Annotated in this window: 20 protein-coding genes; 8 read left to right on the top strand and 12 right to left on the bottom strand. The window is 61.6% G+C overall.

Annotated features, from left to right (window positions below; translation table 11 throughout):
* Positions 1-65: 65 nt before the first annotated feature.
* Positions 66-809: a transposase gene (locus tag AAHK20_RS27340; protein ID WP_449184613.1), complete on the top strand. Its 744-nt coding sequence runs from the start codon at positions 66-68 to the stop codon at positions 807-809.
* Here the strand turns inward: AAHK20_RS27340 and AAHK20_RS27335 are convergent.
* The 5 genes from AAHK20_RS27335 to AAHK20_RS27315 form a co-directional block, all read right to left on the bottom strand.
* The gene (locus AAHK20_RS27335; RefSeq protein ID WP_449184612.1) at positions 796-1,500 is read right to left on the bottom strand and encodes a glutathione binding-like protein; all 705 of its coding nucleotides are present in this window, start codon (positions 1,498-1,500) and stop codon (positions 796-798) included. The two genes, AAHK20_RS27340 and AAHK20_RS27335, sit on opposite strands and share 14 nt — an antisense overlap.
* A 172-nt stretch (positions 1,501-1,672) precedes the next feature.
* Positions 1,673-2,740, bottom strand: coding sequence for an NHL repeat-containing protein (locus AAHK20_RS27330; RefSeq protein ID WP_449184611.1), 1,068 nt, complete (start codon positions 2,738-2,740; stop codon positions 1,673-1,675).
* A 339-nt stretch (positions 2,741-3,079) separates the two neighbouring features.
* Positions 3,080-4,189, bottom strand: coding sequence for an NAD(P)H-dependent flavin oxidoreductase (locus AAHK20_RS27325; RefSeq protein ID WP_449184610.1), 1,110 nt, complete (start codon positions 4,187-4,189; stop codon positions 3,080-3,082).
* 48 nt (positions 4,190-4,237) lie between these two features.
* The gene (locus tag AAHK20_RS27320; protein WP_449184693.1) at positions 4,238-5,149 is read right to left on the bottom strand and encodes a LysR family transcriptional regulator; all 912 of its coding nucleotides are present in this window, start codon (positions 5,147-5,149) and stop codon (positions 4,238-4,240) included.
* 40 nt (positions 5,150-5,189) lie between these two features.
* Positions 5,190-6,119 (bottom strand): LysR substrate-binding domain-containing protein, encoded by a 930-nt coding sequence (locus AAHK20_RS27315; RefSeq protein WP_449184609.1) that lies wholly within the window; start codon positions 6,117-6,119, stop codon positions 5,190-5,192.
* 246 nt (positions 6,120-6,365) lie between these two features.
* On the opposite strand from AAHK20_RS27315, the gene AAHK20_RS27310 reads away from it, so the two are divergent.
* The gene (locus AAHK20_RS27310) at positions 6,366-7,052 is read left to right on the top strand and encodes a haloacid dehalogenase type II (RefSeq protein WP_449184608.1); all 687 of its coding nucleotides are present in this window, start codon (positions 6,366-6,368) and stop codon (positions 7,050-7,052) included.
* Positions 7,053-7,113: 61 nt separating this feature from the next.
* Here AAHK20_RS27310 and AAHK20_RS27305 read toward each other — a convergent pair whose 3' ends face one another.
* A complete protein-coding gene (locus tag AAHK20_RS27305) occupies positions 7,114-8,625 on the bottom strand; it encodes a CoA-acylating methylmalonate-semialdehyde dehydrogenase (protein ID WP_449184607.1) in 1,512 nt (503 codons plus the stop codon).
* A 108-nt stretch (positions 8,626-8,733) separates the two neighbouring features.
* On the opposite strand from AAHK20_RS27305, the gene AAHK20_RS27300 reads away from it, so the two are divergent.
* Positions 8,734-9,675: a LysR family transcriptional regulator gene (locus tag AAHK20_RS27300; protein ID WP_449184606.1), complete on the top strand. Its 942-nt coding sequence runs from the start codon at positions 8,734-8,736 to the stop codon at positions 9,673-9,675.
* Between the two features lie 25 nt (positions 9,676-9,700).
* Here the strand turns inward: AAHK20_RS27300 and AAHK20_RS27295 are convergent, their stop codons facing one another.
* Positions 9,701-10,543, bottom strand: coding sequence for an oxidoreductase (locus tag AAHK20_RS27295; protein WP_449184605.1), 843 nt, complete (start codon positions 10,541-10,543; stop codon positions 9,701-9,703).
* Positions 10,544-10,778: 235 nt separating this feature from the next.
* Between AAHK20_RS27295 and AAHK20_RS27290 the strand changes: the two genes are divergently transcribed.
* The 3 genes from AAHK20_RS27290 to AAHK20_RS27280 all read left to right on the top strand — a co-directional run bounded on the left by AAHK20_RS27290 (position 10,779) and on the right by AAHK20_RS27280 (position 12,528).
* Positions 10,779-11,489 (top strand): SDR family NAD(P)-dependent oxidoreductase, encoded by a 711-nt coding sequence (locus tag AAHK20_RS27290; protein WP_449184604.1) that lies wholly within the window; start codon positions 10,779-10,781, stop codon positions 11,487-11,489.
* Positions 11,490-11,553: 64 nt separating this feature from the next.
* A complete protein-coding gene (locus AAHK20_RS27285) occupies positions 11,554-11,784 on the top strand; it encodes a tautomerase family protein (RefSeq protein ID WP_449184603.1) in 231 nt (76 codons plus the stop codon).
* A gap of 318 nt (positions 11,785-12,102) precedes the next feature.
* Complete coding sequence (locus tag AAHK20_RS27280; protein WP_449184602.1) at positions 12,103-12,528, top strand: VOC family protein; 426 nt, start codon at positions 12,103-12,105, stop codon at positions 12,526-12,528.
* Positions 12,529-12,604: 76 nt separating this feature from the next.
* Here the strand turns inward: AAHK20_RS27280 and AAHK20_RS27275 are convergent, their stop codons facing one another.
* Positions 12,605-12,859, bottom strand: a complete 255-nt coding sequence (locus AAHK20_RS27275; RefSeq protein WP_449184601.1) for a hypothetical protein — start codon at positions 12,857-12,859, stop codon at positions 12,605-12,607.
* A gap of 351 nt (positions 12,860-13,210) precedes the next feature.
* Between AAHK20_RS27275 and AAHK20_RS27270 the strand changes: the two genes are divergently transcribed.
* Both AAHK20_RS27270 and AAHK20_RS27265 read left to right on the top strand, forming a co-directional pair.
* Positions 13,211-14,188 (top strand): LysR family transcriptional regulator, encoded by a 978-nt coding sequence (locus tag AAHK20_RS27270; protein ID WP_449184600.1) that lies wholly within the window; start codon positions 13,211-13,213, stop codon positions 14,186-14,188.
* 90 nt (positions 14,189-14,278) lie between these two features.
* Complete coding sequence (locus AAHK20_RS27265) at positions 14,279-15,055, top strand: carboxymuconolactone decarboxylase family protein (RefSeq protein ID WP_449184599.1); 777 nt, start codon at positions 14,279-14,281, stop codon at positions 15,053-15,055.
* 78 nt (positions 15,056-15,133) lie between these two features.
* Here AAHK20_RS27265 and AAHK20_RS27260 read toward each other — a convergent pair whose 3' ends face one another.
* The 4 genes from AAHK20_RS27260 to AAHK20_RS27245 form a co-directional block, all read right to left on the bottom strand.
* On the bottom strand, positions 15,134-16,411 hold the full coding sequence (locus tag AAHK20_RS27260) for an MFS transporter (protein WP_449184598.1): 1,278 nt from the start codon (positions 16,409-16,411) through the stop codon (positions 15,134-15,136).
* Positions 16,412-16,550: 139 nt separating this feature from the next.
* The gene (locus tag AAHK20_RS27255) at positions 16,551-17,438 is read right to left on the bottom strand and encodes a LysR family transcriptional regulator (protein WP_449184597.1); all 888 of its coding nucleotides are present in this window, start codon (positions 17,436-17,438) and stop codon (positions 16,551-16,553) included.
* A gap of 146 nt (positions 17,439-17,584) precedes the next feature.
* Positions 17,585-18,010, bottom strand: coding sequence for an organic hydroperoxide resistance protein (locus AAHK20_RS27250; protein WP_449184596.1), 426 nt, complete (start codon positions 18,008-18,010; stop codon positions 17,585-17,587).
* 303 nt (positions 18,011-18,313) lie between these two features.
* Positions 18,314-19,723, bottom strand: a complete 1,410-nt coding sequence (locus AAHK20_RS27245; protein ID WP_449184595.1) for an MmgE/PrpD family protein — start codon at positions 19,721-19,723, stop codon at positions 18,314-18,316.

Below are 19,723 nucleotides of genomic sequence, written 5' to 3'. Positions count from 1 at the left end.
CACACCGTCACGCGAACGAGCTCTGACGGATAGCCTTCTCACATCGGATTACCGGTTACTTCAGCATGACACGGCTTGCACGGCATTACGTTCCAGAACAACCGCAGCACGTTATCTTGCAGGGTCTCACGGGGCCCGCATTTCTGGACGAGGGAGATTATCTGTACTTCCTCGCCTGCCTGGCGGACGCCGCGCGCGTCGCCAATCTGGCAGTCCACGCGTGGGTACTCATGCCTGACGCGGTACAGTTCCTCGTCACGCCTTCATACGAATCGAGCGTTGCCATGGCCATGCAGGCGGTCGGCCGTCGCTATGTCGAGACCTTCAACCGCCGCCACGGACGTCGCGGTGCGGTGTGGCGTGGAGGTTACTCGGCAGCAGTAATCGAGCCCGACCGGTATTTCCTGCTCGCGAGCCAGGTCATCGATCATGCGCCGGTGCGCAAACACCTTGTGGCAGAGCCTGGAAACTACCCGTGGTCGAGCTACACGCATCACATCGGGCTGCGTGTCGATAGCTTCATCAAGGACCATTCACTCTACCGGGCGCTCGGCAGTACGCCAATCGACCGTCACCAGGCTTACCGCGATCTGGGCGCACAGCCCCTTGACGAACTCGAGGTCAATAACCTGATGCAGTCGACGCTCAAGGGCTGGGTGCTCGGCAGCGCCGCGTATTGCGAGTGGGCGGCGCACACAGCCAACCGGCGTTTGATGCCCGTGCTGCTGCGCGACCGGCCTGCCCAAGATTCGCGCGAGGCGCGCCCTAAATACAGTTTCGCGCCTCGATCAAACCTTAATCGCGCTTAGGGATATTGATCCCCTTCGCCACAGCCGGACGCTCGACAAACGCTTTCAGCACGCGCGTGACATTCGGAAAATCCTCGATCCCCACCATTTCGCCGGCCTCGTAAAAGCCGATCAGGTTGCGAACCCAAGGGAACGTGGCGATATCGGCGATCGTGTAGTCGTCGCCCATGATCCAGCGGCGGCCGTCGAGCCTTCCCTCAAGCACGTTAAGCAGACGCCGCGACTCGGCGACATAGCGGTCGCGCGGGCGCTTGTCCTCATACTCCTTGCCCGCGAACTTGTGGAAGAAGCCCACCTGCCCGAACATCGGGCCGATGCCGCCCATCTGAAACATCAGCCACTGAATCGTCTCGTAGCGGCCGGCGGGGTCCTTCGGCATCAAGCGTCCGCTCTTGTCCGCCAGATAGATCAGGATCGCGCCCGATTCGAACAGCGCGAGCGGCTTGCCGTCCGGGCCGTTGGGATCGAGAATCGCCGGAATTTTATTGTTCGGATTGAGCGACAGGAATTCGGGGGACAGCTGATCATCGGAATCGAAACGCACGAGATGCGGTTCGTATGGCAACCCGGTTTCTTCGAGCATCGCCGACACCTTGATGCCGTTGGGCGTCGGCAGCGAGTAGAGCTGAATGCGGTCAGGGTGTTGCGCGGGCCATTTGGCCGTGATCGGAAAGTCGGACAGGTTCGTCATGCGTGGTCCTAAGCCTGGTAACGGTAGCAAGAGTTTGCGTTTGAACCCCGCCGATACGATACGCGGCGAACTAAAACGCACTGCTGGATTCTACCTGCGCAGGTCGTGTCTTGCTTTCCGCCGCCGGCGCGCCGCAGACCGCTCGATGCAGCGCGCCAGCACGCATACGTTCCTATTGCCCTGAGTCGAACGGCAGCCGCCAATCGGTGATGTTCGGCACGTTGTCGTCGACAGCGGCGAAGTGAACGAAATCGTCGCGTGCCTGCCCGAATGCCAGGCCAAACGCGCCGCCCTCCGCCGGATCCACCGAGTATTGCGCGACGAAACGGCCTTGCACCGTGAACTCGGTGATCTCGCTCGGATTGTTGGCATCGGCGTTGATCGCGTCGCCGTTGGCGGTGAAGAGATGGCCGTTCGGTCCGAGCGCCAACGCAAGCGGTCCATGCAAATGCTTGTTGTCCGCGAAGATCACGACGCCTTTGCCGCTCTCTTGTTGCGTATTGCCCGCGCCGTACACCGCGAAGATCGCATTGTCGACCGTCGACGCCACGTACAGCACGTCGGCCTGCGGATCGTACGCGAGGCCCGTGGGGCCGACCACGAGCGCGTTCTTATCACCGCGGAACGGGTAGCCCGACGCCACCTGTGTGCTGCGCTGGAGATGAACGCCGTTGCTGTCGATGGTGACGTCGAGCCGCACGACGGTTCCGTTCAGCACGTTCGACACGAAGATCTTGGCGCGATTGCCCTGATCCCAGATCGTCAGATCCCACGGGCCGTCGATGCCGGCCGTCGCGGGTGTCCATTGCGCGACGACATTGCCCGTGCGATCGAGTACGAGCAGCGAGCCGGGCTGAATCGTGGCGAACGTGCCGTCGGTCGTCGGCACGTTGCCGACCAGCACGAAGCCCGCCTTGAGCACGCCGAGCGCGGTGCTCAACCCGAGCCCCATGGGTCCTTGGAAAAATACGGCGGGCGTGCCGCCTGGAACAATGCGCACGATGGTCGTGCCGGTCCCTTGAAGGTTCTGCGCGTTATTGAAGTTGGAGACCAGCAAATCGCCTGCGTTTATCGTGCCGAATTGCGGAAACCCTCGCGGCACGAACGCCACGCCATACGGATTAGTGTCGCCGTTAGGCGGCACCGTCGACGAGGTGACCTGCGGTGGCGGCAAGAGCTGCGTGATATCCCCTGCGTGCGCCACGCCGCTTGCGGCAAGCAGGACGCTTGCGCTTTGCACCGCGACCGCTAGCAGAAATGGTAGAGCGCGGCTTCTCGCAATGGGACTACGTGAAGTGAATCGAGGAACGTCATCCGGCTTGTGGCCGGCGAATAGAAGCTTCATGGCACGGGTCTCCATGAAATTGGCGGGAGGAACGGGCAGCGCTTCACACAACGCCAACCGAAGCGATGCCGCCAAGCGGCGGGCATGCGTCACCCTGCGAGAGAACTCGCATCGCGCAGCGCCGACGGAGCACGATAGCCCCGTGCGCGAACTTCGGGTGAGCAGTAAACGATCGCGAATCCGGATTTATTCCGTCACGACCCGTGTGCCCGGATCGCGATCGAGCGAAACGCTTCAGCCCGCAAGCTGCTGCAGTTGCCCCACGCTCTCCTTCAACTCGCGCTCGAGCTGCGCGACGAGCTCGGCCGCAGGCAGAGACCGCGCGAGCGCCGCAGCCTGCCCCGCCCACTGCGCGCCGTAGCCGAATTCGCCCTTCGCCTTGGCGGCCGCGTGCAGCGCCTTGCCTGCGTCATAGGCGATCGGATAGTCGGGCACCTCCGGCGCGTTTGCCTCGCTGCCGAGTTCGGTGAACTTGTTGACCATGCCGCGTGCGACGCGCCCGGAAATGGCCGCGGTGAACGTCGTGTGGCGCGCCGAATCGCTTAGCAGCGTGCGGCGATAGCCGTCGTCGATCGACGTTTCCGGGCAAGCCACGAACGCCGTGCCGAGTTGCGCCGCTTGTGCGCCGAGCGCGAGCGCCGCGGCAATGCCCGCGCCGTCCATGATGCCGCCCGCGGCGATGACAGGAAGCGGAAACTCTTTGACGATAAGACGTGTTAACGCAAAGGTGCCCAAGCGGTCGTCGATCGCATCGGGATTGAACACGCCCCGATGGCCGCCCGCCTCGATGCCCTGCGCGATGATCGCGTGAAGACCGGCATCGGCAACGCGCGCCGCCTCGTCGAGATTGGTCGCCGCGCCCAGCAGCTTGATGCCGGCCTGCTTCAGATCGGCGATCACCTCGGCGGTCGGCAAGCCGAAGTGGAAGCTGACCACGGCCGGCTTTTCTTCGAGCAACACCTCGACCGAATCCGGGTCCGCGAGGAAGCTCGTGTAGATCTCCCACAGCGAAGCGGGCGGCGTCGCGCCGTACTTCGCGAAGTGCGGCGCGAGCCATTGCAGCCACTGGCGCTCGACCGCTTCGTTCGACATCGCCGGGCTATGGCAGAAGAAGTTGATGTTGAAGGGCCTCGACGTCAGCGCGCGCGTGTCCTTGATGAACTTGCGCGTGCCTTCGGCGTTCGTCGCGCCGACGCCAAGCGAGCCGAGCCCGCCCGCGTTCGATACGGCAGCGGCCAGCTTAGGGGTGCTGACGCCCGCCATCGGCGCCTGGATGATCGGCTTTTCAATGCCCAGCAAATGCAACAGCGGCAGCAGCGTTCGGTTGTCTGTCGGGTGAGTCATGTCGGTTCCTCTTCAAATGAGTGGCGTCGGGGTGGCGTCGCACTCGCGCTACGCCTCGAGTTTCAGCATCAGGAAGTCCACGAAGCTGCGCACGCGCGACGACAAATGCCGGCCGTGCGGATAAAGCAAGTAGAACGGCCGCGAGCAGCCGCCATAAGAAGGCAGCACGACCTTGAGCGTGCCGTCCACGATGTCTTTCTCGACGATGAAGCGATAGGTCTGAAAAACGCCTGCGCCATTACGCGCGAGCGTCACGCCGGCAAGCGCATCGCCCGATGACCCATAGCCACCGTTGGTGACCAGTTCGACCGATTCGCCGTCGCGCTTGAACGTCCAAGGCAAATTGCGCCCGGTGCTCGGCAACTCGAACTGGATGCAATCGTGATGAGCGAGGTCGTCGGGCGTTTCGAGCTTGCCGGCTTGCCGCAAATAGGCGGGCGCGGCGACCACGACGATCTCCGCGTCTTCGAGCTTGCGTGCAATGAGGCCGGAATCGCGCGGCGCGCGCCCACGGATCGCGAGGTCGTATCCCTCTTCGGCGAAGTCGATGTTGCGATTGCTCAGGTGCGTGGCCACCTTGACCTCGGGAAAGCGCGCGCGAAAGTCGCTGAGGATCGGCAAGACACGGTAGTGGCCGTATGGCGTCGGCATGCTGATGCGCAGCAGGCCGGCAGGCGTGGTTTGCTGACCGGTCGCTTCGCGCTCCGCATCCGAGAGCTGGGCCAGCGCCTGCCGGCACTGCTCGAAGTAGCGCTTGCCCAAATCGGTCAGGCGAATCTGCCGTGTGGTTCGCACGAAAAGCCGCGCGCCGAGCCGCTCTTCGAGGCGCGCCACCGCCCGGCTGACGGCGGCCGGTGTGACGCCCGCCGCGTTGGCCGCGAGCGTGAAACTTTCGACTTCCGCCGCCAGACAGAACAGTTCGATGCTGCCCAGAACGAGATCTTCGAATTGACGCTGCATGGCCGTTTCGCCCCATCCGATGTTGTTGTTCACGATGCGGCTAACGAGCGGTGCCGTCTTCGCGCGTCACGCGAATCCGGGTGTCGACGGCTCGAAGCAGCGCCTCGTACGCACCGCTACTGTACGCCGAGCGCGCGATCAGATAGGTATCGACGGTCTCGATCGGCTGGGTCCGGACATGCAATGGCGGACGCTGCAACTCCAAGACCGACTTCGGACACAACGCGAAACACGATCCCGCGGCCACGCAGGCAAGCATCGTGTGATAAGACGTGAGCTCCATCAGCTTCCAACCGGTCTCGTGCTCCCCATCCGTGATGCCGAGCCACCGCTCGAGCACGCTTCGATAGCTGCACCCTTTCGCAAAGGCGGCCAGCGTCCTGATCTGAATGTCCTCCGGATGTTTGATGGGGGGATGGTTGGGCGGCAGCACCAACAGCATGTCTTCCGTGCAAGCGCGAATTGTGCTCAAACCGCTGTGCTCGACAAAGCCGCCGCCGGCGCCGTCGCCTGGAAAGCGCCCCAAGCCCGCGTCGGCCACAAACGCGCAGTCCAGGCGGCTCATCAATACGTCGTCGATGAGCGAACGCGACGTGCCGATCGAGATCTCCAGTTCGACCTGCGGCCAGCGGCTGTGGAAGACAGAAAGCAACGAAGGCAAGCGCGTCGCCGCCGTGCTTTCCAACGCGCCGATACGCAGCACGCCGATGGGCTGATCCGGGCTCATCGCCTCGCGCGCCTCTTCAGCCAGCGCGAGCAAACGCTGCGCATATACGAGCATCCGGCGTCCGTTGGGCGTCAACGTCATGCGCCTGCCTTCCCGCGAAAACAGCTCGACCCGCAGCTCTTGTTCGAGCTGCTTGACGCGCGTCGTCACGTTCGACTGAACGCGCGCGAGATGGTGAGCCGCTCGCGTGATGCTCTCTTCCGCAGCGACGGCGCAAAAAATTTCCAGCGATGAGAAATCCATGTTGCTCTCGATCGGGTTCTCTCTCAGAGATCATCCTGATGAGATTGTTCTTTTTTCGTGATTGAGCGGTCAACCGGTCAGCTGGAAAAACAGTCTTTACCTGTGGGAAAAGGCCATTTGAAGACGAAGTGTTTTGTCGTTCTAGAAACAAAGCGGCGCCACGTTGTGAGCGCTTAAGTTCTATGCTGTCGTTGCGTCGTGCGCTATGCGGCACGAGCTTGATCGTACTTTCTGTGGAGTAGTCAAATGACCGCCATCAAAGGCATCGCTTTCGACATGTATGGAACGCTCTATGACGTGCACTCGGTCGCCGCGCGCTGCGACGGGTTCTTCCCTGGGAGCGGAAAAGAAATCAGCGCTCTCTGGCGCCAGAAGAATCTCGAGTACACGTGGCTGCGCACGCTCATGGGGGAATACGCCCCGTTCGAGGCGCTAACCGAGGACGCCCTCGTCTTCGCGTGCAAATATCTGAAGCTGCCGCTCGACGACGACACGCGCGCCGCACTGTGCGATGCGTATCTGAAACTCGAGCCGCATCCCGAGGTGCCTGCCGCCCTCGCCGAGCTTCAGTCGATGGGATTGCCTCTTGCGATTCTGTCGAACGGATCCGTGCAATCGATCCGCAGCGTGGTCAGCCATTCGGGCTTGGAGGAGCGCTTCACGCATCTGCTTAGCGCGGATAGCGTCAAGGTCTATAAACCGCACCACAAGGTGTATGAGCTTGGAGAAGACGAACTCGGGTTCGATCGCTCAGAAATTCTGTTTGTGTCGTCGAACTCGTGGGATGCGTCGGGCGCGCATCAGTTCGGCTATCGAGTCTGCTGGGTGAATCGCACCGGCAACGTATTCGAGGAACTTGGCCAGGTTCCGGACCAGGTCGTAGCCGGCATCGACGCGTTGCCGGGCTACATCAAGGCATGCAACGCAAGTTGACGCTCCGCACCAATGCGCTGGGCGACCTTCGTGCCGCCCAGCCCAAACACTCAGTGCGACCTTACTTCGCCGTCGGCATGGCGAACTCCGCGCCCTTCTCGATGCTCTCGGGCCAGCGCTGCATGATCGACTTCTGCTTCGTATAGAAGCGCACGCCCTCTTCGCCGTAGGCATGCGTATCGCCGAACAGGCTGCGCTTCCAGCCGCCGAAGCCGTGCCACGCCATCGGCACAGGGATCGGCACGTTGATGCCGACCATACCCACTTCGATGCGTCGGCCGAATTCACGTGCGATGTGACCGTCGCGCGTGAAGCACGCGACGCCATTGCCGAATTCGTGCGCATTGATCAGATCGATCGCTTCGGAGAAATCCTTGACGCGCACGCACGAGAGCACCGGGCCGAAGATCTCTTCCTTGTAGATGCGCATGTCGGGCGTGACGTTGTCGAACAGCGTGCCGCCGGTAAAGAAGCCATCTTCGTGACCCGGCACCTTCAAGCCGCGGCCGTCGACGACGAGCGTCGCGCCTTCCTTCACGCCTTCCGCGACATAGCCTTCGATGCGCTCCAGCGCTTGACGCGTGACGACCGGGCCCATTTCGGCGTCGCCTTCCATGCCGTTCTTGACGACCAGATTGCGGGCACGCTCGGCGAGCTTCGGAATGAGCTTGTCGGCCACGTCGCCGACGAGCAGCGCGACCGAAATCGCCATGCAGCGCTCGCCTGCTGAACCGTAAGCGGCGCCGACCAATGCATCGACGGCCTTGTCGAGATCGGCGTCCGGCATCACGACCATATGGTTCTTCGCGCCGCCGAGCGCCTGCACGCGCTTGCCGTGCTTCGCGCCCGTTTCGTAGATGTAGTTGGCGATCGGCGTCGAGCCGACGAAGCTGACCGCTTTGACGTCAGGATGTTCGAGCAGCGCGTCGACGACGACCTTGTCGCCTTGCACCACGTTGAAGATGCCGTCGGGCAGGCCCGCTTGCTTGAGCAGGTCGGCCATGAACAGCGACGCCGACGGATCGCGCTCGCTCGGCTTCAGAATAAACGCGTTGCCTGCCGCAATCGCGACCGGAAACATCCAGCACGGCACCATGCAAGGGAAATTGAACGGCGTGATGCCCGCGACGACGCCGAGCGCCTGACGCGTCGTCCAATTGTCGATGCCCGTCGAGACCTGTTCGGTGTAATCGCCCTTGAGCAGTTGCGGAATGCCGCACGCGAACTCGATGACGTCGATGCCGCGCTCGACTTCGCCGCGCGCATCGGACAACACCTTGCCATGCTCGGCCGTGATGATGGCGGCGAGTTCATCGGCGTGCTTGTTCATCAATTCGAGGAAACGCAGCATGACGCGCGCGCGCTTGATCGGCGGCGTATCGCTCCACTTCGGAAACGCGGCCTTGGCGCTGGCCACCGCCGCGTCGACATCCGCCGCTTCGCCCAGAACCAGCTTGCGGGCGCGTGCACCGGTCGCGGGGTTGAACACGGGCTGGCTGCGAGTGCCGCTGCCCGTCACACGCTGACCTTGGATGAAATGCACGACGTCCGCGCTGTCGTTATAGGCTTGCATGCCGTCTCCTTTGCGTAAATGGATGATGTACGCAGTGTAGAAAGCGGCGGCCTCGCTGGAAAGACGCTAACATTGAACTCATTGTTTAGCCGAATGAACAATGAGTGTATGGATACCCAAAAGATCGAAGGACTCTGGACGCATCTGCACTGGCTCGCCATGCTCGCCGAGCAAGGCAGCTATACGGCCACGGCGGCGCGCCTGGGCGTCAGCAAGGCAGCCGTGAGCCAGCGCATCACCGAGCTGGAGCGCGCCGCCGGGATTTCGCTGGTGCAGCGCACCACCCGCAGCGTCCGGCTCACGGAGGCTGGGCAGCGGCTCGTCGACAACACGCGCGGCCAGTACGAGCAAATCGCGGCGAGCTTTGCGAGCGTGCGGGAATCGGCGGGCGTGGCGCGCGGGCTCGTGCGCGTCACCGCGCCCGTCGCGTTCGCGCGGCAACAGTTGCTGCCACGGCTCTCCGGTTTTCTTCGGACGAATCCCGAGGTTCGCGTTCAACTCGAAGTCTCCGACAGACTGATTTCCCTCGCGCAGGAAGGCTTCGATCTGGCGATTCGCCACAGCGCCGCCGCGCCCGATACGCACGTCGCCTGGAAGCTCTGCGAAACCCAATCGGTGATCGTTGCGACGCGTGCGTATCTGCGCAAGCGCGGCACGCCGGACATTCCGCAGGACCTGTTGGCGCACGACTGTCTGTTCTATCCCCGCTCGACGGGCGCACCGATGTGGTCGTTCGAGCGCAGAGCCGCGCGAAAATCCGCCGCGACAGCCGTCTCGCTGCCGATCAACGGACAATTTTCCGCCAACAACAGCGAAGCGCTGCGCGATGCGGCGCTCGACGACCTCGGCATCGCCCTGTTGCCGGATTTCACAGCGCAAGCGGCCGTCAAGGCCGGCAAGCTGGTCGTACTGTTGCCCGAATGGCGCGTCACCGGTACGTTCGCGGAGCAGCTCTACATCCTGCGCCCCTATACGTCGCACGTGCCACGTGCGGTCGGGCTCTTCGTCGCTTACCTTCGCGAACACTTCGCCGAAGGGTTTCCTATGTAGGAGGGACATGAGAACGGAGACGCGCTCAGGAAAAGTCGGTCGATTTCGAAACCGTTTCCCACGCGTCGATTTCCGCCGTCAGCGTGGCCAGTTTTTCCCTGACGACGCTTAGCGCATCGTTGCCGAGCAGCAGGTGAACCGGCGGATTGTCGTGCTCGACGATATCGAGCAGCGCTTGCGCGGCCTTGGCCGGGTCGCCGGCCTGCTTGCCGTCTTTGGCTCGGCGAGCGCGGCGGATCGGTGCAAACAGGGCGTCGTAGTCCTCGATGCTGCGCTCGGTTCGCACCATCGAGCGGCCCGCCCAATCGGTGCGAAACGCACCCGGCGCGACCGCCGTGACCTTGATGCCGAAGCCGCGCACTTCTTTCGCCAGCGTTTCCGAAATACCCTCGAGCGCGAACTTGCTGCCGCTGTAGTAAGCGATGCCAGGAAACGTCGTGAGCCCGGCCATCGACGTGATGTTGATGATGTGGCCCGTGCGCCGCACACGCATCGAAGGCAGCACGGCCTTGATCATCGCCACGGCGCCGAACACGTTGACGTTGAACTGCTGGACCAGTTCTTCGAGCGGGGATTCTTCGAGCGTGCCTTCGTGACCGTAGCCAGCATTGTTGATGAGCACATCGACAGGGCCGGTCAGCGCCGTCGCTTGCTTGAGCGCTTCATCGATTGACGCGAAGTCCGTGACGTCGAGCATCACGCCATGAGCGCGCCTCGCATGCAGCGTGTCGAACTCCGCCTTGGCCGCTTCGCTTCTGACGGTGCCGATAACCGTGTGTCCCGCGCTCAAAGCGGCTTGTGCAAATGCCCGGCCAAAGCCGGAACTGGCGCCGGTAATCAAGAACACGCGTTGTGCAGGTTTGTCCATCGCGTCGAACTCCTCGTTATCCCTTCAATCATTGCTAGCGGGCATCACGCGGACATCGCGCGACCCAGTGATCGCACTCTAATCGCGCGCGGCGCGCCCATTTGTTACATCGACGCAAGACTGTTTGTCCCTACCGGGTATTCGTACTCAGCGGGAACAAGCCTAAATTTGGCACCCATCGGAGCAGCCACTCCGAGCAGATTCAAAGCTAAATTCACTTACTTCGAGGTTTCATATGAGCAATTCGCAAAAAGTCGCCATCGTCACGGGTGCATCGCAAGGTATCGGCGCGGAAACGGTCAAGGCATTCCGCAAGCTGGGCTACAACGTCGTCGCCACCGCGCGCAGCATCAAGCCGTCCGACGATCCCAACCTCGCGACCGTCGCAGGCGACATCGGCGATCCGGCGACGGCCCGCCGCGTGGTCGAGGAAGCCGTCAAGCGCTTCGGCCGCGTCGATACGCTCGTCAACAACGCCGGCATCTTCATCGCCAAGCCGTTCACGCAATACACGCCGGAAGACTACGCTGCGATTACCAACGTGAACCTCGCGGGCTTCTTCTACGTCACGCAGCTCGCCGTCGCCGAGATGGAGAAGAACAAGAGCGGCCACGTGGTCAACATCACGACGACGCTGGTCGATCACGCGGTCGACGGCGTGCCGTCGGTTCTGGCTTCGCTGACGAAGGGCGGCATCGCGGCCGCGACGCGCTCGCTCGCGATCGAGTACGCCAAGCGCGGGATCCGCGCGAATGCCGTCGCGCCGGGCATCATCAAGTCGCCGATGCACCCTGAAGAAACGCACGCTGCGCTCGGCGCGCTGCATCCGATGGGCCACATGGGCGAGATGAGCGATATCGTGAACGCCATCGTGTATCTGGATACCGCACCGTTCGTGACGGGCGAAATCCTGCACGTCGACGGCGGTCAGAGCGCCGGCCACTAAGCACTCCACGCGGAGCGCCGCTCGCCGGCGCTCCATTCGTTCATCGCGTTTCAAGGAGCGCGAAATGCCGATTGTCACGATTCAAGTTACCCGCGAGGGAACCAAGCCCGGCGCCGACTCGGTGACCGCAGACGAAAAGGCTCAGCTCATCAAGGGCGTGAGTCATCTGCTGCGCGACGTACTGAACAAGCCGGTCGAAGCCACCTTTGTCGTCATTGAAGAGGTGGAAAAAGAAAACTGGGGCTGGGGTGGACTGCCCGTCGACGAGTTTCGCAAACAGCGAGCAGCGAAGTAGCGCCTCCCGCTTTGAACGGAAACTCACTCCGCCCAACACAACGACAAAGAGGAAATTTCATCTGGCCACCACCCAGGCGGATGGAACGGCAGCCTGCGAGATAGCGCAGCCACGAGCTGAGGCATCGCGGCTGCCTGTTCGCGTTCACTCGCGCTAAATAGTTGAATGAGCGTCAACAATCTCGCCGGACTGAAACAGTGAATTAAGTCTATGCTTCGCATGGCGGGCGGGTAAGCGTCGATCGGTGGAAGCATTGTTGGCTGATTGAGGACGGTCGCGCATACCCCTACCGCCGTCACCGAATTGGAGAACTTGAAAATGACCGCTAAACCGCTAACGCTTGGCCTCGACCATATCGGACTGAGCGTGCGTGATCTGGGCCTCACTCGCGACTTCTTCGTCAATTGCCTGGGCTGGAAGCAGGTCGGCGAGCGCCCCGCCTATCCGGCGGCTTTCGTGTCGGATGGGCACGTCGTGCTGACGCTTTGGGAAGTCAAGAATCAGGATCAACGCGTCGAGTTCGACCGCAAGACGAACGTCGGCTTGCATCACCTCGCGTTGCGCGTCGGTTCTGAAGAAGCGCTCAACGAAATCTTTGCGCAAGTGTCGCAGTGGCCAGGCGTCAAGGTCGAGTTCGCGCCGGAGAATCTTGGCGATGGACCCAAGCGGCACACGATGGTCTATGAACCAGGCGGTATCCGTCTCGAGTTCGATTTTGATCCGCGCATTCAAGGAACGGCCTAACAGCATTGCGAGGGGTGCTGACGCGCCCCTTGCATTTTCAGAATCGTCCATAGACGATCACGCTTAGTTGCCAAAATTAGCTGCCGAAATACACATTGCAGAAGCTGGCCGGGCCGACGCATGCATTGTCACGACCCGCGTTTCGATTCGCGCCATGACGCAGGAAGGAATACCAGCGATGGCTGCTTTGGCGGTCGCTATTTGTTGACGCCGACTGCGCCGCGACGGTCAGCGCTTGCGAACCGTTATCCGATCCGTTCGATTGCGCAAACGCCGTTGCGGAAAGCGAGCAAGCGGCAGCGATAGCAACAGAGGCGATGAGTGTTTTCATGACTTTCTCCAAGAATCCAAGTTGTGCCGTGAATCAGTTTTCGCGGCGGTGATTAGATTCTAGTTAGGGTTTTCCCCAGGATTAAGCCCCAAACACTCAAAAATCTATTTACCAAAATTCACAGTCTTCAGTGAAATTCGTTATCCGAATTATCAGTCACTTCCGTGCCATTTTTCTGCCATGCCGTTGACGGTCCATCAAGCCCGCGTTACATACTCAGTTGGACAGACCGCGGCCGCGCGCTATCAATTTCAGTGATAGCCCTATCGAAACAAACCGCGCATTCACCTTTCACTCTGTTGCTAAAGTGACTGCATCGCAGTCAGGCAACAATCGGAGTCGAGGTGAGAGATGGATCAGCTTTACATACTGAGAGCGTTCGTCACCGCAGCGAGGCTGCGCAGCTTTAGCAAGGCTGCTGCCTCGCTGGGCGTCACGACCGGGTCCATTTCGAAAGCCATCGCCAAGCTCGAAGCCGCCATCCAAACCCGCGTGCTTCACCGCACGACGCGTTCAGTCACGCTGACCGAGGAAGCGCAGTCGTATTACCTGAGCTGCTGCAGGCTGCTCGAGGAACTCGATGAGGCGAACCGCCGAATAAAGCAAGAACGAGAGGTCGATAGCGGCAAGCTGCGCCTCGTGGTCCACCCCATGCTGGTCAGCGAGACGTTCTCGAAGTTTTTGTCGAATTATCGAGCGATCGCGCCAAACGTGAACGTCATGGTTTCCGTGCAAGAGGGTGCGGTCAATCTCTACGACGGACACTTCGACATGGCGATTCTCCCGCCTCATCAAGTGGAGCAATCGGCGGTGATCCGCAGAAGCTTGTCGAAGTCCGCGAGGGTGCTGGTCGCCGCTCCTGGCTATCTAGGCAACTACGGCATGCCGGCACGCGCAGCCGACCTCTCCGCGCATTTCTTGTTGCTGCCGCCTCACTCGCGGCAGCGCGGCACTCACTTCATCGAGCTGCTTGAAAACGGCGAGCCGGTGAAGGTCATTCCAATGTCATCGATGGACGGCAATGAAGTGCTCCTGCGCGCGGCAGCGCTAACGGGCACCGGTATCGCGGAGCTGCCCGAAGCGATGGTTCGCGAAGACGTTGCGAAGGGGCATTTGATCCCGGTGCTGCCCGGCTGCTCGACGCCGGACGGCAATGTCGAAATCTGTTTGTTCTATTCGCATCGAGAGCTGCTTCCAGCACGGTTCAGGACCTTCGTGGATTTTTGCACCGAGTTCTTCCGCCGAGATAGCGTCACGCCGCGCGCGGAATCGATCGCAACAGCCCCCGAAGCACTCCGGCGCAAGGCCCCGACGCTCGTCGCCGCCTGATCGCCGCAAGCCCCCACACCGATAGCCAGGGCGCCCGTCGCGAGACGGCGCCCTCGCGTCGTTCTTCCCTTCGCCCCGACGGAGCCGATCATGCCGCTCACTGCAAGACAGCAAGCCATCAAAGATGAATTCATCCGGCTTAGGAACACCTGGGCCCCGCAATGGGAAAGCCTCTTGCGAATGGATTGCGAGTTCCTGAACGGCTACCTGCAGATGTCGGTGGTGCCGCTCAAGCACAACCACCTGGAGAACAAGGTCAAGGAATTCATCTATATCGCGGTGAACGCCTCATCGACTCATCTGTTCTCGCCGGGTATCGCCATGCATCTGAAGGCCGCGATCGATTTCGGCGCCAGCCGCGAAGAACTGATGGAGGTGCTCGAATTGACGAGCACAGTCGGTATTCACGCATCCAATGCCGGTGTGCCGATTCTCCTCGAAGTGCTCGACGAGGAAGGGCTAACCTTTAATGTCTCGATGCTCGACGAGCGACGTCAAGCGCTCAAGCAACGATTCATCGAGGAGCAAGGCTATTGGGAACGATCATGGGAGGCGCTGCTCGATCTCGACCCGGATTTCTTCGAAGCCTATGCGGCGTTTTCCGCGATCCCGTGGCGCGCGGGCCATCTCGATCCCAAGGTGAAGGAGCTCGTGCTCTGCGCACTCGACGCCGCGGCAACGCATCTATACAAGCCCGGCATCAAGACGCACATGCGCAACGCGCTTCGTCACGGCGCCACGCAAGGCGAGATCATGGAGGTTCTGGAGATCGTCAGCGTGATCGGCATTCACGGCGCGCTGATTGGCGTGCCGATGCTCGAAGCGCATTTCGACACGCCCGCAAAAAGCGAAGATATTCCCCGGTAAACGCATCGCCCCGCCTTGGCGGCTCATATCGAGCAGCGTCAAGGCGGGGCGATTGATATCGAAGCGTCAAGCAGCCGTTCAAGCCGCCGTCGCCGTCTCCGCTTTTTGCTTGGCCCACTTGTCGAGCACGGCGCAGGCAACCAAGAGCGCACCCGTCACGAAGAACACGTAGCGCATGCCGAAGTGCACTCCGATCGCACCGCCGATCAGCGGACCGATCACCTGCCCGGCGTATTGCGACGACTGCAGATATCCCAGCATCTTTCCCGATTCGCGCTCGTGCACGGCATGGCGCACGAGCTTGGCGATCGACGGCAACAAACCCGCCAGCGTCATGCCCATCAACCCGCGCAGCGCGGCGAGTTGCCACCATTCGGTCACGAATGCCTGCGGAATCATCACGAGACCCGTCGCCACGAGACAGCCGATGATGACGTTCCAGCCGCCGATACGATCGGCCAGTGCGCCAAGGCGCGCCGCCATCAACATGCTGCCGAACGCCGAGCACGCCATCACGATGCCGGCGATCGTCGCCAGCCGGTTGTGCGCCACGCCCAACTGACCGATATAGACCGTGATGATCGGCTCGATCGACATGTTCGACAGCAGCACCATCGTCGCCGTGACGAGCAACGCCGCGAGCGCTGCGTAATTGCGCTTGCCGCCGGATGCGGCCGCTTGCGCTTGCTTCGCCTTGGGCTCCGGCCGCGAGCTGAAGTCTTCGCGAACCAGCGCGACCGTCAGGATCGCGGCCACTGCGATCATCCCGCCGGCGGCGAAGAACGCACCGCGAATGCCGATCAGATTCGGCAGCACGCCGCCGATCAGCGGGCCGACGAGATTGCCCGCAAGCACGCCTGTCGAAAGCACGCCCAGCGCCCAGCCGGACCGCTCGGGCGGCGCCTGCGTACCGATCATCACGATCGCGGCCGATGCGTATCCGCCGATCAAGCCTGCTGCGAATCGCAAGGCCACGAGTTCGTAGACGTTGTGCGCGAGACCGATCGTCGACATCACGACCGCCATGCCGACCGCTGCGCGAACCAGCATCGGCTTGCGTCCATAGCGGTCAGCCAATTGCCCCCAGATCGGCGCGGTAAGCGCCGTGCCCAGGAACGTCACGCCAAACGCCACGCCCGACCATTGCACGACCGCGGATGTCGAAGTGACGCCGAGCTGCTGCACATAGAGCGGCAAAAACGGCAGCAGCATGCTCAAGCTGACCAGCGTCGTGAAGGAGCCGAACACACAGATGATCAGGTTCCGTCGCCAGTACAGAGCATTGCGCGCCGCGTACGTGACCTTCTCGGCAGGCGGCGCTGCCGATCGCGGGAGGGTGGTGGTGGCGTTTTCCATTGCGGTTCCGGGTCTCACTAGAACGATCACTGACGATCATTCTAGAAGCGCGATGCAAGGAAATCGTTACCCGCCAGGAACAAGTGCTTTTCCTGGTACGGGTCAATTTGATTGAGCGAGAGGCAAGACGTCGCGAGAGCTAAGCGGCAACCATGCGCGGGCCAAACTCCGAACGCGCCACATCGACGAATGCGCGCATTGCGCTCGATACGTAAGCGTCGTGGCGTCGAATGAAAAGCGTTGCGACTTGTGCCTTTTCAGGCGCGATCGGATGAATGCCAACGAGATCTTGTGCCGCTGCATTCGCCACTACGCCGCGCGGCAGCAGCGTGATCCCGATCCCGGCAGCCACGCACGCGATGATCGCGTCGAGCGAGCCGAATTCGAGCGGCGTCGCGGTGAGGACGCCCATTTCGGCGAGCAAGGTTTCGAGCCGCTGACGATAGGAACAGCCCATGCGAAAGACAATCGTCTTGAGATCCTTGACCGACAGAATCGACTCAAGCGAGCGCAAGGTGCGCGGCGTGACCAGCACCAGTTCCTCTTGAAAGATCGTCTCCGTATGCAGGTCCGGATGGTCCACCGGTCCCGCAACGAATGCGCCATCGAGCCGGCACTCAGCGACATCCGACGTCAGGCTGCAACTCGTGCCGGTGGTCAGCGACAGCTGCACCTGCGGATACATTCTCGCGAAGTTGCTGAGGATAGGCGACAAGCGCAGCGCCGCCGTGGTTTCGAGCGTGCCCAACACGAGCGCGCCGCTAGGCGGACCATCATCGAGCGCGGCGAGCTTCGCATCCGCTACGAGCTTCGCGATACGCGCCGCGTATGGCAGCATCCGCTGCCCCGCCGGCGTCAAGCTCACGCCGCGCACGTGACGCTGAAAAAGCGCCACGCCGATCTCTCTTTCCAATGATCGGATTCGAGCGGTTACGTTGGATTGAACAGTATGAAGTTCTGTGGCCGCGCGGTTCATGCTTCCATGACGGGCCACTGCCTCGAATACCATGAGGTCGGCAACATCCATGCTTCACACCTCGATGTAGTCAGCGCAAGTTTGACGCTAATGCTACATCAAAGCGAAATCAGGCATTGGCTGCAAATAAGCGCTAGCCGCCTTTGAGAAAGGCGGCTAGCTGCAGCAAAAGCAGGGAGTTGGCTCAGATAAGCGACTTAAACGAGCGTCAACGTCACGTCGATGTTGTTGCGCGTCGCATTCGAATACGGGCACACGACGTGCGCCTTGTTGATCAAGTCCTGGGCGGCGTCACGCGCCATGCCGGGCAGCGAGATCTTGAGCTCGACTTCGATGCCGAAGCCATTGGGAATCACGCCGATACCGACGTTGCCGTTGATCGACGCATCCGCGGGCATGGCGATCTTGTCGCGCGCGGCGACGAACTTCATCGCGCCGATGAAGCACGCGCTGTACCCGGCCGCGAACAACTGCTCGGGATTCGTGCCATCGCCGCCCTTTCCGCCCAGTTCCTTCGGCGTGGTCAGGTGCAGATCGAGCTTGCTGTCGGGGACCACTGCGCGGCCGTCGCGGCCACCGGTGACTTCTGCGTGAGCTCGGTAGAGAACCTGTTCGATCGACATTACAAACTCCTTTAAGGGTGTTTTAGGCGCCCGGCACTGCAGGAGACGCCTAAAAGTTCAAGGACTCGGGTTGACATCCAGCCGCGCAATCAGCCCGTCTTTACCTTCTGGAAGTCCTCGCCGTTGATGCGACTGGAAACGCTGATAGTTACAGCCGGATGTTGATGCACGATGACATTGATAACCTTAGGTTCCAATCCGATCGAATCGTGCGTGGTGACGTGGATGATATCCCTGATGCGCTGTTCGCGTCGCTCCGGTGCCAAATAAGGACCATGCCAAACTCCTGAGTTCCGGCGTGGCTTATTGAATCCCCGGATGTTTCGCCGGGTACTTCGCAACCGGACTCACGTTCGCCAGAAGTTGCATCAACGCATCGACCGATTGCTCCTCCAGCGTCGAGACCCAATCGATAATCCGATCTCGAAGCGCTTCGTCCGCGTATTGCTCGCTCAGCCAATGGAATTTCTCGACCGTGCGTTCCCACGTGAATGGATTGTCGAGCCCGCCTTCGAAGCCCACGTGCTCTTTCGAAAACACGCGGCCGTCCTTGCATTGAATCGTCACCCGCGTGTTCAACGCTTTCGGGTATTGGGCCGAGAATGCCGCGTCCGGCCGCACCGTCACGCGCTTGAGCAACGCTTGCGCGTCCGCCGCCTGCACGCGCTGCGGTTCGAGCTGCGCCGGGCCGACCTGATCGTCGAGCAGCGCAGTGGCGATCAGATACTTGAGGTTGTAGTCGGCTTGCTCTTTCGTTTGCGGATCGTCTTTCGGCCCAAAGGCGCCGCCGCCCGCGATGTCGTACCCGGTCTGGAAGATGTCGCACAACACGGCGTCAATGTCCTCGCTCTTCACGCCGTGCTTGCGCTTGAGCGCGAGCGTCGCTTCGAGCACCGGTTGGCCGTGAATCAACGAGCAATACTTCTTCATGACGGTCTGATGAATGACGTCGAGCCGCTGATCGTTCCAGTCCACTTCCAGCGGTTGATCGAACATGCGCACCAGCCCGTTTGGCCCTTCGAAGAGACACAGCGGGCCAGTCAAGCCTCGCTTTGCAAGCGATGCCGAATAGACGGCCCGCATACCGGTGATGCCGGGCGAAAAGCCCTTCCATTGCGACACCGGCTCGGAGTGCACGCACGACAGCGACACGTTGTCGACGGTCGCGATCGCAATCGCATGTGCGATTTGCCCGGCATCGAGCCCAAGCAGCTTGCCCGACCCGGCGGCCGTCGAGATGGCCAATTGAATCGCGTGATTGAATCCCTTGGCCATGACGGGGACGATGGCCGTGATACGGCATCCGATCTCATACGCAACGGCAAGCGCCAGCATGAAATCCTCTCCGCTGGCTGACGCATGATCCGCCGCGGCCAGAATCGTGCCGAAGTTATCACTCGGATGGCAGAGGCCGCCGGGCGACATATAGCTGTCGAGCAGATCGACGTAGCGCACGAGACTCGTGTTGTACAACGCGGCCTGATCGGGCGACGTGCTGCCTCCGCCGATCAAGGTGCAGGATCCCGAACCGCGATACTCGGCGAACTGATCCCTGAGCACCCTGAATGGCGTGCCTGGCAACGCGGCGATCGCGCACCCAAGGCTATCGAGTATGTTTCGCTTGAAGACCTCGCGCGCATGGGGCGTGAGATGCGTGGTGTTCGCGCCGTAGGCAAAGGTGCCGATACGCTGCACGGTAGTGGGTGTGTTCAT

Source organism: Trinickia camelliae (genome assembly GCF_053525655.1).
Note: the sequence above shows the minus strand (reverse complement) of the source record. Positions and strands in the feature narration are given on the sequence as shown.

Excerpts from the sequence above, each read along its gene's own strand:
- AAHK20_RS27340 (WP_449184613.1), top strand. The coding sequence starts at position 66 with ATGACACGGCTTGCACGGCATTACGTTCCAGAACAACCGCAGCACGTT.
- AAHK20_RS27335 (WP_449184612.1), bottom strand. The coding sequence starts at position 1,500 with ATGACGAACCTGTCCGACTTTCCGATCACGGCCAAATGGCCCGCGCAA.
- AAHK20_RS27325 (WP_449184610.1), bottom strand. The coding sequence starts at position 4,189 with ATGACTCACCCGACAGACAACCGAACGCTGCTGCCGCTGTTGCATTTG.
- AAHK20_RS27320 (WP_449184693.1), bottom strand. The coding sequence starts at position 5,149 with ATGCAGCGTCAATTCGAAGATCTCGTTCTGGGCAGCATCGAACTGTTC.
- AAHK20_RS27315 (WP_449184609.1), bottom strand. The coding sequence starts at position 6,119 with ATGGATTTCTCATCGCTGGAAATTTTTTGCGCCGTCGCTGCGGAAGAG.
- AAHK20_RS27310 (WP_449184608.1), top strand. The coding sequence starts at position 6,366 with ATGACCGCCATCAAAGGCATCGCTTTCGACATGTATGGAACGCTCTAT.
- AAHK20_RS27305 (WP_449184607.1), bottom strand. The coding sequence starts at position 8,625 with ATGCAAGCCTATAACGACAGCGCGGACGTCGTGCATTTCATCCAAGGT.
- AAHK20_RS27300 (WP_449184606.1), top strand. The coding sequence starts at position 8,734 with ATGGATACCCAAAAGATCGAAGGACTCTGGACGCATCTGCACTGGCTC.
- AAHK20_RS27295 (WP_449184605.1), bottom strand. The coding sequence starts at position 10,543 with ATGGACAAACCTGCACAACGCGTGTTCTTGATTACCGGCGCCAGTTCC.
- AAHK20_RS27290 (WP_449184604.1), top strand. The coding sequence starts at position 10,779 with ATGAGCAATTCGCAAAAAGTCGCCATCGTCACGGGTGCATCGCAAGGT.
- AAHK20_RS27285 (WP_449184603.1), top strand. The coding sequence starts at position 11,554 with ATGCCGATTGTCACGATTCAAGTTACCCGCGAGGGAACCAAGCCCGGC.
- AAHK20_RS27280 (WP_449184602.1), top strand. The coding sequence starts at position 12,103 with ATGACCGCTAAACCGCTAACGCTTGGCCTCGACCATATCGGACTGAGC.
- AAHK20_RS27275 (WP_449184601.1), bottom strand. The coding sequence starts at position 12,859 with ATGAAAACACTCATCGCCTCTGTTGCTATCGCTGCCGCTTGCTCGCTT.
- AAHK20_RS27270 (WP_449184600.1), top strand. The coding sequence starts at position 13,211 with ATGGATCAGCTTTACATACTGAGAGCGTTCGTCACCGCAGCGAGGCTG.
- AAHK20_RS27265 (WP_449184599.1), top strand. The coding sequence starts at position 14,279 with ATGCCGCTCACTGCAAGACAGCAAGCCATCAAAGATGAATTCATCCGG.
- AAHK20_RS27260 (WP_449184598.1), bottom strand. The coding sequence starts at position 16,411 with ATGGAAAACGCCACCACCACCCTCCCGCGATCGGCAGCGCCGCCTGCC.
- AAHK20_RS27255 (WP_449184597.1), bottom strand. The coding sequence starts at position 17,438 with ATGGATGTTGCCGACCTCATGGTATTCGAGGCAGTGGCCCGTCATGGA.
- AAHK20_RS27250 (WP_449184596.1), bottom strand. The coding sequence starts at position 18,010 with ATGTCGATCGAACAGGTTCTCTACCGAGCTCACGCAGAAGTCACCGGT.
- AAHK20_RS27245 (WP_449184595.1), bottom strand. The coding sequence starts at position 19,723 with ATGAACACACCCACTACCGTGCAGCGTATCGGCACCTTTGCCTACGGC.